The following is a 12,039-nucleotide window of genomic DNA, read 5'->3' as shown; positions in this document are numbered from 1 at the left end:
CGCTTCGGCATGATCGCGTTCGCCTCGTCGCTCGACCAGGCCGGCCCGATGGCGCGCAGCGCCGAGGATTGCGCGCTGCTGCTCAATGCGATGGCCGGTTTCGACGAGCGCGATTCGACCTCGCTGACGCCGGCCCAGGGCGGCGTGGACGAAGACTTCACGCGGCTGCTGGGCCAGCCGCGCGGTGGCGCCAGCGCGAACCAGCCGCTGGCCGGCCTGCGCATCGGCCTGCCGCGCGAGTACTTCGGCGCCGGCCTGTCGGCCGATGTCGAGGCCGCGGTGCGCGCCGCGCTGCGCGAATACGAGAAGCTGGGCGCGACGCTGGTCGAGGTGTCGCTGCCCAAGACCGAGCTGTCGATCCCGGTCTACTACGTGATCGCGCCGGCCGAGGCCTCGTCCAACCTGTCGCGCTTCGATGGCGCGCGCTACGGCCATCGCGCCGCCGAGTACCGCGACCTGCTCGACATGTACAAGAAGACCCGCGCCGAGGGCTTCGGCTGGGAGGTCAAGCGCCGCATCCTGGTCGGCACCTATGTGCTGTCGCACGGCTACTACGACGCCTACTACCTGCAGGCGCAGAAGATCCGCCGCATCATCGCCGACGACTTCCAGCGCGCCTTCGGCGAGTGCGACGTGATCATGGGACCGGTGGCGCCGACGGTGGCGTGGAAGCTCGGCGAGAAGAGCGCCGATCCGGTGCAGATGTACCTGGCCGACGTCTTCACGCTATCGACCAGCCTGGCCGGCCTGCCCGGCATGAGCGTGCCCTGCGGCTTCGGCGAGGGCGGCATGCCGGTTGGCCTGCAGATGATCGGCAACTACTTCGGCGAGGCGCAGCTGCTGCAGACCGCGCACGCCTTCCAGCAGGCCACCGACTGGCATCTGCGCCAGCCCTCGCAGGGATGATCATGAACGCGCTGCTTTCGATCCGCCCGTCCCGCCCGTCCCGCCTCTCTGCCGGCCGCCTTGCATTGATGGCCGTGCTGCTGGCCGCGCTGGCCGGGTGCATTCCGCTGCCGCGCATCGGCGGTCCCACGCCGATCGCCGATCGCGACATCGACCTGGCCGGCGACTGCCGCCGCACCGAGGAAGACGGCTTCCGCGAGGACGCGCAGCTGCGCGTGGCGGACAACAACGTGCAGCAGCTGTCGTGGAAGCTGTGGGTCGGCAAGCGCGGCTCGTGCAGCTTCGACCTGGCCGAGTTCCGCCAGACCCGCCGCAAGCCGCATATCGAACTGGCCGCGCGCGACGGCAGCGCGTGCAAGCTGCTGGTCTGGCAGGACCCGCGCCGCGTCACGCTGGCGCACGCCAATTGCCAGAGCCGCTGCACGCCGGGCATCTATGAAGAGGCGTGGCCGGTCATGTTCGAACCGGGCACTGGCACCTGCGCGCGCACGCAATAACGCGGCCGCACGCACGGCCACAGAGCACAACGCAGAACACAACGCAGAACGCAACGCAGAACGCAACGCAGAACGCAACGCAGAACGCGAAAGCACACGGCGGCGCGGCCCAGGCCGGCGCCGCCGCAAGGAACCAACAGGAATACCGCCATGCAATGGGAAGTGGTGATCGGCCTCGAAACGCATACGCAGCTTTCGACGGCCTCGAAGATTTTTTCCGGCGCCTCCACCGCGTTCGGCGCGGCGCCCAATACCCAGGCCAGCCCGGTCGATCTGGCGCTGCCCGGCACGCTGCCAGTGCTGAACAAGGCCGCGGTCGAGCGCGCGATCCAGTTCGGCCTGGCGATCGGCGCCCATGTCGCGCCGCATAGCGTGTTCGCGCGCAAGAATTACTTCTACCCCGATCTGCCCAAGGGCTACCAGATCAGCCAGTACGAGATCCCCGTGGTGCAGGGCGGCAGCCTGACCTTCCAGGTCGAGGGCCGCAAGGGCGAGTTCTACGAGAAGACCGTGCAGCTGACCCGTGCCCACCTCGAGGAGGACGCCGGCAAGTCGCTGCACGAGGACTTCGCCGGCATGACCGGCATCGACCTGAACCGCGCCGGCACCCCGCTGCTCGAGATCGTCACCGAGCCCGACATGCGCAGCGCCGCCGAGGCGGTCGCGTATGCGCGCGCGCTGCATACGCTGGTGGTGTGGCTGGGCATCTGCGACGGCAACATGCAGGAAGGGAGCTTCCGTTGCGATGCCAACGTGTCGGTGCGGCCGGTCGGCAGCGACAAGCTGGGCACGCGCCGCGAAATCAAGAACCTGAACTCGTTCCGCTTCCTGCAGCAGGCGATCGAGTACGAGGTGCGCTGGCAGATCGCCGAGATCGAGGATGGCCGCGAAATCCAGCAGGCCACCGTGCTGTTCGATCCGGACACCGGTGAGACGCGCGCGATGCGGACCAAGGAAGACGCGCACGACTATCGCTACTTCCCCGATCCGGACCTGCTGCCGCTGGAGATCGAGCCGGCCTGGGTCGAACGCGTGCGCGCCGCGATGCCGGAGCTGCCGGCCGCGATGCAGGCGCGCTTCGTCTCGCAATACGGCCTGCCGGCCTACGATGCCAGCGTGCTGACCTCGTCGAAGGCGCTGGCCAACTGGTTCGAGCAGGTCGTCGCCGAGGCGGGCGCGGCCAACGCCAAGCCGGCGGCCAACTGGCTGATGGGCGACGTCGCCTCGCAGCTGAACCGCGAGGGCATCGAGATCGATGCCGCGCCGATTCGCCCGGCACAACTGGCGCTGCTGCTCAAGCGCATTGCCGACGGCACGGTGTCGAACAACACCGCCAAGAAGGACGTGTTCCCGGCGATGTGGGCCGGCGAGTGCGACGGCGACGCCGACGCGATCATCGCCGCCAAGGGCCTGAAGCAGATGTCGGACACCGGCGCGCTAGAGGCCATCATCGACGAGGTGCTCGCCGCCAACGCCAAGTCGGTCGAGGAGTTCCGCGCCGGCAAGGAGAAGGCGTTCAACGCGCTGGTCGGCCAGGCGATGAAGGCGACCAAGGGCAAGGCCAATCCGGCCCAGGTCAACGAGCTGCTGCGCAAGAAGCTGGGCTGATCGGCTCGGCGCAGTCAGATCGGGAACCCGCGCCCTGGCGCGGGTTTTTTGATGGTGCCACGGAATTGGGCGATATGGGTCGATCGATCGCCCCGCCCTCTCCCCGGCCCTCTCCCCCGCCCTCTCCCCGGCCCTCTACCGCAAGCGGGAGAGGGAGAACACCGTGCGGGATGGCCGACCGCTTCCGTTTTCGCCCGTCCCCCGCTTGCGGAAGAGCGGCCGGGGGAGAGGGCAGCCGGCCCACCCCGAACAGCGTTTGCTACACTCCAGCGCAAATCGTTCGATGACCCGCCAATGAATCCGCAAGACGTCGCCGCCTATCTGCAAAGTCATCCCCAGTTCTTCGAGGACCACGCCGAGCTGCTGGCCTCCGTGCAGCTGACGAGCCCGCACAGCCATCGCGCGGTCTCGCTGCAGCAGCGCCAGATGGAAATCCTGCGCGAGAAGAACAAGGGCCTCGAACTGAAGCTGGCCAATCTGATGCGCCACGGCCACGACAACGACCGCACGCAGAACCGCATGCACGCGTGGCAGCTGCGGCTGCTCGGCGAGGCCGATGCGCTGGCGCTGCCGATGGCGGTCAGCCAGGGCCTGCAGCAGGTCTTCGATGTCCCCGCGGTCGCGTTGCGGCTGTGGCAGTTGGCCGACACCCATGCGCCGCTCGATCTGCTGCGCGGCGAACAGGCCGCCGCCAGCGAAGCCGCGCGCCGCTTTGCCGAGGGCCTGCAGACGCCGTATTGCGGCGCCAATCCGTGGGCCATCGCGCCTGCCGTCGCCGAAGAGGGCGCCCAGCCTGTGCCGGCGGCAGTGCCTGACACGCTTGGTGAAGGCGGCAAGCAGGCGGTCGACTGGCTCGAGCGCGATGACATCGCGTCGCTCGCGATCGTCGCGCTGCGCGCCCCCGCCGGCCAGGACGCCGAAACGGGTCCGACCTTCGGCCTGCTGGTGCTCGGCTCGCCCGATGCGCGCCGCTTCCACGAAGGCATGGGTACGGCCTACCTGAGCCGTATCGGCGAACTGGCCGGCGCGGCGCTGGCGCGCCTGCGCGGCTGATCGAAGGACTCGGGCGGCAACGGATGGTCCGCGCCAGCGAACCGGCGTCCGCGGCGAACGCGACGGACGCGCCCCCACCGGCCCTCGATCCGCTGCTGCTCCGCTATCTGGACTGGCTGGCCAGCAGCCGCAAGCTGGCCGAGCACACGCTGGTCGGCTACCGGCGCGACCTGTCGGTATTGCAGGCGCAGGCCGCCAGGTTCGCCCCCGGTACCGCGCTGACCGCGCTGCGCACCGACCAGATCCGCAGCTTCGCCGCGCGGCTGCGCGGCAGCGGTCTCGCTTCGACCAGCATTGCCAGGGCGTTGTCGGCCTGGCGCGGCTTCTACCTGTGGGCCGCGCGGCACGGCCACGGCGTCGAGGCCAATCCCGTCGACGGTGTGCGTGCCCCCAAGGCGGGACGGCCGCTACCCAAGGCGCTATCGGTCGAGCACGCGGTGGCGCTGGTCGGCCAGCCGGCCGGCGAGGGCGCCGAGGGGCTGCGCGACCAGGCCGTGTTCGAGCTCGGCTATTCGAGCGGCTTGCGCGTGTCGGAGCTGGTGCAGCTCGATTTGCGTTACGTGGAAGAGGACGGCTACCGCTCGTCGGGCTGGATCGACCTGGCCGCGGGCGAAGTCACGGTGCTCGGCAAGGGTTCGCGCCGCCGCAGCGTACCGGTCGGCAGCAAGGCGGTGCAGGCGCTGCGCGCGTGGCTGGCGGTGCGCGACGACTGGGTCAAGGCATCGGCCGTCGCCGACCATCGGCACGCGCTATTCTTGTCGCGGCGCGGCGAGCGGCTGTCGGACCGGACCGTGCGCGCCCGCATCAAGCAGCAGGCGATCCGCGCCGGCGTGCCGGCCGACGTGCATCCGCACATGCTGCGGCACTCGTTCGCCAGTCACGTGCTGCAGTCGTCGGGCGACCTGCGCGCGGTGCAGGAGATGCTGGGCCACGCCAGCGTGGCGACGACGCAGATCTACACCGCGCTCGATTTCCAGCATCTGGCCAAGGTCTACGACCAGGCCCATCCCCGCGCACGGTTGGCCGAGCGCGACACGCCGGCCGCGCCCGCTGCGACATCGAAGCCGGACGACGACGAGCCCGCCTGAGGCCCCGCCAGTCCGCCGTCCCTGCCTACGCCCACTGCGACAGGATCTGCCGGAACGCCGCGATCTCGGGCAGCAGCCAGTTGCGGAAGGCCTGCACCTTCGGCGTCTCGAGCATCGCGGGCGTGCAGACGAAGTACAGCAACCACGGACACGGGATGCTGACGTCGAACAGCCGCACCACCCGCCCGGACAACAGATCGTTGTAGGCCAGCGACGAGCGGATCAGCGCGATGCCCTGGCCCTCCGCCGCGGCCTGCAGCAGCAGCGACGAATCCTCGAACATCAGGCCCTTGCGCGGCTCGGGCCAGTCGAGTCCCGCCGCCTCGAACCATGGCCGCCACGGATCGCCTTCGCCGCGCAGCAGCGTCAGCCCCTGCATCTGCTCGGGGCGCTGCGGCAGCTTGCCGCCCAGCAAGGTCGGGCTGCAGACCGGGAAGAACACGTCGTCGAGCAGCCGCTCGACATAGAGCCCCGGATAGTCGCCGCTGCCCATGCGCAGCGCCACGTCGACCTCGTCGCGCGCGAAATCGACCAGCGTGTTCGACGACATCAGCTCGACGTCCAGCTCGGGATGCCGTTCGATAAAGCTGCCGATGCGCGGCGTCAGCCAGCGGGCGGCAAACGACGGCATCGTGCTGATGGTCAGCCGCTTGTCGCGCGTGCCTGACTGCAGCGCGCGCGTCGCTTCGGCGATCTGCAGCAGCGCGTCGCGCACGCGCTCGGCGTAGACCCGGCCGGCCGGCGTCAGGCTGACCCGCTTGCCGTTGCGGGCGAACAACGGCTGGCCCAGTTCTTCCTCCAAGGCACGAACCTGATGGCTGACGGCCCCATGGGTGACGAACAGCTCGGTGGCCGCGCGCGAGAAGCTCTCATGCCGCGCGGCGGCTTCGAACGCGCGCAGCGCGGTCAGCGCCGGCAGCCGTGGCAGCTCGCGATGCCAGGCGCGCGGCAGTTCGACGGGATTACGCTTCAGGGTCATCGCAGCAGCGTCGCTATGTGAGATTCGCTAACAAGGGAAATCAATATATATCGTTTTGGAGGTGGTCGGGCAATCACTAGAATGCAATGCATCGGGACCGCAACAGCGAGCGCGCCAGGCCAACCCAGGCCAGACACGGTAAAGCGCGACGCCAGCCGCGCGAAACTCGCGTGCCAGACGGTACCGTCACCTTAGTGAAGGAAGTCCAAAATGGAAACCCTGCTCACAACGACCGTCTTCAGCCTGAACCCGGGCGAGGTCGCGCCGCTGTCGGTACACACCGCGCAACGGCTCTATGTGGAAGATGCCGCCGGCCTGAACCTGTGGGTCACCCGCGACGGCGACTCGGAAGATTACTGGCTGCGCTGCGGCGCCAGCCTGCAGCTGAACCGCGGTGACGAAGTGGTGCTCAGCGTCGATCCGCGTGCCGAGCGCCCGGTACGGCTGGCGCTGATCGCCGAAGCCCGCCGCCCGGCCGCCACCAACCTGCCGCATCTGGTGAACCGCATCGTGCGGCGACTGGTTCGAGGCACGCAATGGTCGCCTAACCAGGACGTCGTCGCGGCGTCCTGAGCCGAAAGCCGATGCGCCGGGCCGGCGCCATCTGCGGCTGGTCTACAGCCGGCCGCCGGCGCGCCCGGTCTCCGGCGAAGATCGTCCCAAACCAGACCACACCAGCGGACAACCCTGACGGCGCCAGGGTGACAGCCGCCAGCGAAGCAGGGGCCGGTGCGAACCGGCCCTTTTCGCTACACTCTTGGCATGCAAGCAATCGAAGTCATCGAGCGGGGCCGGGAGGACTACGCGCCCTGTTTCGACGCGATGCGCGCCTACACCGCCGCGCGCACCGCCGAATCCCCCGACCAGATCTGGCTCGTCGAGCATCCGCCGGTCTACACGCTGGGCCAGGCGGGCGATCCCTCGCATCTGCTGTCGCCCGATCCGGCGATCCCGCTGGTGCGGATCGATCGTGGCGGACAGATCACCTATCACGGTCCCGGCCAGGTCGTCGCCTACCTGCTGCTGGACCTGCGCCGCCGCGGCCTGATGGTGCGCGAGCTGGTCCATGCGATCGAGCAGGCGGTGCTGGACACGCTCGCGGCGTATAATCTGCCCGCCGAACGCAAGCCCGGCGCCCCCGGCATCTATCTGTCCGACGGTCCGCACCGCGGCGCCAAGATCGCCGCGCTGGGCCTGAAGATCCGCAACGGCTGCAGCTACCACGGCGTCAGCCTGAATGTGCGGATGGATCTGGACCCGTTCCTGCGTATCAATCCGTGCGGTTATGCCGGCCTCGAGACGGTCGACATGGCCCGCGCCGGCGCGACGGTACCGGCGAGCGATGCAGACGACGGCGTGCACCGGGAACCGGTCGACGCCCGGCACCAGCCGGAGATCGCGCGACGCCTGGCGGCGGCATTGTGCGACGTGCTGGCGGCGGCGCAGCTGCGCGCCGCGGCCGGCGAACCGGCCGCGAACGAGCAAGCAAACCAGCAAGCAAACCAGCAAGCGAGCCGGCAAGCGAACGAACAAGCGAACGAACCAGCCGCCACGGCCCCTGGCCACCTGACACCCCTGACTACGGCCTAGCCGACCTATGCGCGCGGGGAGCGCGCGGAGAACACCATGAGCGACGCCCTGATCGCCACCTCGAATCCCCAAGGCGATGCCGCCCAAGGCGCGGCCTACGACCCGACCCGCAAGCAGAAGTCGGCCGACAAGACCGCCCGCATTCCGATCAAGATCGTCCCCGCCGAAAAGCTGAAGAAGCCGGACTGGATCCGCGTGAAGGCGGCGACCGGCAATTCGCGCTTCTACGAGATCAAGGACATCCTGCGCGCCAACAACCTGGTGACGGTGTGCGAGGAAGCGAGCTGCCCGAACATCGGCGAATGCTTCGGCAAGGGCACCGCGACGTTCATGATCATGGGCGACAAGTGCACGCGCCGCTGCCCGTTCTGCGACGTCGGCCACGGCCGCCCGGACCCGCTCGACGTCAACGAGCCGCTGAACCTGGCCAAGACCATCGCCCAGCTGAAGCTGAACTATGTGGTGATCACCAGCGTCGACCGCGACGACCTGCGCGACGGCGGCGCCCAGCACTATGTGGACTGCATCAGCAAGACCCGCGAGCTGTCGCCGATCACCCGCATCGAGGTGCTGGTGCCCGACTTCCGCGGCCGTCTCGACAAGGCGCTGGACATCCTGCAGGCCTGCCCGCCGGACGTGATGAACCACAACCTGGAAACGGTGCCGCGCCTGTACAAGCAGGCCCGTCCCGGCGCCGACTACGCGCACTCGCTGAAGCTGCTGCAGGAGTTCAAGCGCCGCAATCCGGACGTGCCGACCAAATCGGGCCTGATGGTGGGCCTGGGCGAGACCGACGAGGAAATCCTCGAAGTCATGCGGGACATGCGCGCGCACGACATCGACATGCTGACCATCGGCCAGTATCTCGCTCCGTCGAACCACCATCTGCCGGTGCTGCGCTACGTCCATCCCGACACCTTCAAGATGTTCGAGGAAGAGGCCTACAAGATGGGCTTCACCCACGCCGCGGTCGGTGCCATGGTGCGCAGTTCCTACCATGCCGACCAGCAGGCGCACCAGGCCGGCTTCGCCTGATCCCGCCCGGCGCCCGTTCGCGGCGCCGGATGTTGCCTTGCCTTCTTCCGATCCCGTGGCAGACGACGCAGGCGCCAGCCGCCTGCGCGCGCCGCGCGATATCACCGATCTGCTCAATTTCCGTCTCGCGGCGCTGGTTGGCGCCAGCGGCGCGGCGGTGATCCGCCTGTGCGAAGGCCAGTACGGCGTGTCGCGCCGCGAGTGGGCGCTGCTCGGGCTGCTGGCCGTGCGCGGCGCGCAGGCGCCGTCGGAGATCGCCGACCAATGCCATCTGGACCGCACGCGCGTATCGCGGGCGATCACGCGCCTGACCGCCAAGGGTTTGATCCGGCGGCAGACGCTTGACGGCGACCGCCGCCGCGCCAGCGTCGCGCTGACGCCGGCGGGGCAGGCGCTCTACCGGCAGCTGTTCGACGAGGTGGCGGCGATCAATCGGCGCCTGGTCGAGACGCTATCGAATGAAGAACTGGCGACGCTGGACACGCTGTTGACCGCGCTGACCGAGCAGGCCGTCCGCGTCAAGCGGCAGGTCGCCACCACGGTCAGCACCAACCGCTGGCGTGGCGGCGGCGCGCGGCGTCAATGGACCGCGCCGGAAGACGAAGCCGAGGCTGAGTCGGAGATGGACCCCGCCTCGGACGAAGACAGCGCCGCCCGCTAGCGCAGCGCCTCGCGCGCGCCGCGCCATTTCTCGTGCAGCAGCTCCTCCGGCAGCTCGCTCTCGTCCCAGAATCCCAGCAGGATGCCCTTGCGCACCGATGCGCCGCGCATCGCGGCGATGCGTTCATCGCTGATCGCGGTTCGCTGCGACTGCCGTAGTCCCCATTGCGCGAGCGCGAGATACATGCGCTCGCATTGCGCCTGGTGGGCGGGATCGGCGCCGAGGTCGTGCAGCTCGTGCGGGTCTTCGGCCAGATCGAACAGCATCGGCCGGAAGCCGGGCGCGTGAATGTACTTCCAGCGTGCGTCGACGACCATGAACAGCCGCGCATCGAGCGGCGCGACGCCCAGCGATACCGCGGCACCGGTGGCCGAATAGTCGTATTCGCTGATCGCGTAGCGGCGCCAGTTCGCCGGCGCCTGTCCGTGCAGCCAGGGCTGCAGCGCACGTCCCTCGAGCCGGTGCGGTTGCGGCGCGCCGCCGCAGGCCTCGACGAAGGTCGGCACCAGGTCGATCGCCTCGACCAGCGCATCGCAGACCGAGCCGCGCGTCGCGTCGGCCGCCGGCGAAGGATCGACGACGATCAGCGGCAGCCGCACCGACGGCTCGTGGAACAGGTCCTTCTCGCCCATCCAGTGGTCGCCCAGGTAGTCGCCATGATCTGACGTGAACACGATCATCGTGTCGTCGAGCAGCCCCTTGTTCTCGAGGAAGCGCATCAGCACGCCGATCTGGTCGTCGATCTGCGTGATCAGGCCCATATAGGCGGGAATCACCGCCTCGCGCACCTCGTCGCGCGAAAACGCCCGGCTGACGCGCGAATTCAGGAAGGCCTGATAGATCGGATGCGGCTGCGCGCGCTCGGCCTCGTTGCGCACCGGCGGCGGCACGTCGGCGGCCCCGTACATCGCGTGATAGGGCGCCGGCGCGATGCAGGGCCAGTGCGGCTTGATATAGGAAAGATGCAGGCACCACGGCGCGTCGCCGGCCTGGTCGATGAACTCCATCGCGCGCCGCGTCATGTACGGCGTTTCCGAATGCTCCTCGGCCACGCGCGCGGGCCGGCTCGAATTGCGCAGCAGCCAGCCCGACAGCAGATTGCCGTTCTCGTCCTCGCCGGCGTTGGCCCAGTCGTCCCAGCCGTCGTCGCCGGCATAGCCAAGCTCGCGCAGATAGTCGTTGTAGCGCACCGGCTTCGGATCGTAGCGGCCGGCCGGGCCGCTGCCATGCAGGCCGTCGTCGCGCTCGTACGGATCGAAGCCGCACTCGGCCACGCGCGTGCCGATCAGCGAGGTCGGATCGATGCCGAGCCGCGCCATGCCCTCGGTGTCGGCCGCCATATGGGTCTTGCCGACCAGCACGGTCTGCCGGCCGAGCGGGCGCAGATAGTCGCCCAGCGTCATCTCGCCGACCTTCAGCGGGAAGTTGTTCCAGGCGGCGCCGTGCGAATCGACATACCGGCCGGTGTAAAAGCTCATCCGCGACGAGCCGCAGATCGTCGATTGCGCATAGGCGCGCGAGAATCGCACGCCGCGCGCGGCCAGTGCGTCGATGTTGGGCGTGCGGATGGTCGGATGCCCGGTGCAGGACAGGTAGTCCCACCGCAGCTGGTCGCACATGATGAAGAGAATATTGCGGGCCATCGCCGTCACTCCTTGCTGTTGCGTCCGGCCGGACCTTATTGCTGGAAGCCGCTGCGCTTGACCACCGGCTGCCACTGGGCCTTGTAGGCCTTCAGCATGTCCGCGGTCTGCTGCTGCGTGCTGGCCACCGGCTGCATGTTGGCGGCGACGAAGCGCTGCTGCACCGCCGGGTCGGACATCACGCTGTGGATCGCCGCCGACAGCGCCTTGACCTTGTCCGCCGGCATCGACTTGGGCGCGAAGAACGCGTTCCAGCCGTCGGCGGCCAGATCGATGCCGGTCTCCTTCAGCGTGGGGATGTCCTTGGCGAACGACGAGCGCGTCTTGCCCGAGACCGCGAGGATCTTCAGCTTGCCGCTCTGATGCAGCGACAGCACGGCGTCGAGCGTGTCGACGCCGACCGGCACCTGGCCGCCCAGCATGTCGGTGGCCAGCGGCGCCGAGCCCTTGTAGCCGACCACGTCGCCCTTGACGCCGGCGCGCTCGGCCAGCATCAGCGCGAAGAAGTGGGGCAGGCTGCCGGTGGCCGGCACGCCGAAGAACGCCTTGCCGGGATTGGCCTTGAGCCACGCCACCAGGTGCGACATCTCGCGCACCGGCACCTGCGGGCCGGTGATCACGGCGAAGTCGTAGGTCGAGACCTGCGACACCGGCACGAAATCCGCGTCGGGATCGTAGCTGGTGTCCTTGAACACCAGCGGGGCGACCGTCATCACCGCGGGATTGCCAAGCATCAGCACGTTGTCGGCGGGAGCGGCGTGCTTGAGCTGCTGCGCGGCGAGCCGGCCGCCGGCGCCGGCCTTGTTCTCGACCACCACGGTGACGCCGTACTTCGCCTGCAGCGCCTGGCCGACGATGCGCGCGGCGCGGTCCGAGGCGCCGCCCGGCGCATACCCGACGACAAAGCGCAGCGGCCCGTCGATCTTGTCGATTTTCTGTGCCAGCGCGGCGGGCGCGGCCGCGCTCAGCAGCGCGACGG

General features: G+C 69.1%; 12 protein-coding genes. 9 read left to right on the top strand and 3 right to left on the bottom strand.

What is annotated here, in order from left to right:
• The 5 genes from B551_RS04120 to B551_RS04100 all read left to right on the top strand — a co-directional run.
• The coding region (locus B551_RS04120) for an amidase family protein (RefSeq protein ID WP_043437279.1) at window positions 1–906 on the top strand (906 nt) is incomplete at its 5' end.
• 68 nt (window positions 907–974) lie between these two features.
• Entirely contained in the window at window positions 975–1,403 is a 429-nt protein-coding gene (locus B551_RS04115) for a hypothetical protein (protein ID WP_157071909.1), read from the top strand.
• A gap of 150 nt (window positions 1,404–1,553) precedes the next feature.
• Window positions 1,554–3,011, top strand: coding sequence for an Asp-tRNA(Asn)/Glu-tRNA(Gln) amidotransferase subunit GatB (gene gatB / locus B551_RS04110; RefSeq protein WP_006577809.1), 1,458 nt, complete (start codon window positions 1,554–1,556; stop codon window positions 3,009–3,011).
• A 294-nt stretch (window positions 3,012–3,305) separates the two neighbouring features.
• Window positions 3,306–4,064: a DUF484 family protein gene (locus tag B551_RS04105; protein WP_006577810.1), complete on the top strand. Its 759-nt coding sequence runs from the start codon at window positions 3,306–3,308 to the stop codon at window positions 4,062–4,064.
• Window positions 4,065–4,087: 23 nt separating this feature from the next.
• A complete protein-coding gene (locus B551_RS04100) occupies window positions 4,088–5,152 on the top strand; it encodes a tyrosine recombinase XerC (protein WP_006577811.1) in 1,065 nt (354 codons plus the stop codon).
• Window positions 5,153–5,177: 25 nt separating this feature from the next.
• Here the strand turns inward: B551_RS04100 and B551_RS04095 are convergent, their stop codons facing one another.
• Complete coding sequence (locus tag B551_RS04095; protein ID WP_023263526.1) at window positions 5,178–6,131, bottom strand: transcriptional regulator GcvA; 954 nt, start codon at window positions 6,129–6,131, stop codon at window positions 5,178–5,180.
• Window positions 6,132–6,341: 210 nt separating this feature from the next.
• Between B551_RS04095 and B551_RS04090 the strand changes: the two genes are divergently transcribed.
• The 4 genes from B551_RS04090 (at window position 6,342) to B551_RS04075 (ending at window position 9,417) form a co-directional block, all read left to right on the top strand.
• Window positions 6,342–6,704, top strand: a complete 363-nt coding sequence (locus B551_RS04090; RefSeq protein ID WP_006577813.1) for a DUF2917 domain-containing protein — start codon at window positions 6,342–6,344, stop codon at window positions 6,702–6,704.
• A gap of 189 nt (window positions 6,705–6,893) precedes the next feature.
• Entirely contained in the window at window positions 6,894–7,721 is an 828-nt protein-coding gene (gene lipB / locus B551_RS04085; protein WP_006577814.1) for a lipoyl(octanoyl) transferase LipB, read from the top strand.
• Window positions 7,722–7,757: 36 nt separating this feature from the next.
• Window positions 7,758–8,756: a lipoyl synthase gene (gene lipA, locus B551_RS04080; RefSeq protein WP_006577815.1), complete on the top strand. Its 999-nt coding sequence runs from the start codon at window positions 7,758–7,760 to the stop codon at window positions 8,754–8,756.
• Between the two features lie 55 nt (window positions 8,757–8,811).
• Window positions 8,812–9,417 (top strand): MarR family transcriptional regulator, encoded by a 606-nt coding sequence (locus B551_RS04075; RefSeq protein WP_023263525.1) that lies wholly within the window; start codon window positions 8,812–8,814, stop codon window positions 9,415–9,417.
• Here B551_RS04075 and B551_RS04070 read toward each other — a convergent pair.
• Both B551_RS04070 and B551_RS04065 read right to left on the bottom strand, forming a co-directional pair.
• Entirely contained in the window at window positions 9,414–11,060 is a 1,647-nt protein-coding gene (locus B551_RS04070) for an alkaline phosphatase family protein (protein ID WP_006577817.1), read from the bottom strand. The genes B551_RS04075 and B551_RS04070 overlap by 4 nt on opposite strands.
• Before the next feature lie 35 nt (window positions 11,061–11,095).
• Window positions 11,096–12,031 (bottom strand): tripartite tricarboxylate transporter substrate-binding protein, encoded by a 936-nt coding sequence (locus tag B551_RS04065; RefSeq protein WP_083492509.1) that lies wholly within the window; start codon window positions 12,029–12,031, stop codon window positions 11,096–11,098.
• Window positions 12,032–12,039 lie beyond the last annotated feature (8 nt).

It is taken from the genome of Cupriavidus sp. HPC(L) (assembly GCF_000307735.3).
Taxonomy (GTDB): Bacteria; Pseudomonadota; Gammaproteobacteria; order Burkholderiales; family Burkholderiaceae; genus Cupriavidus.
Note: the sequence above shows the minus strand (reverse complement) of the source record. Positions and strands in the feature narration are given on the sequence as shown.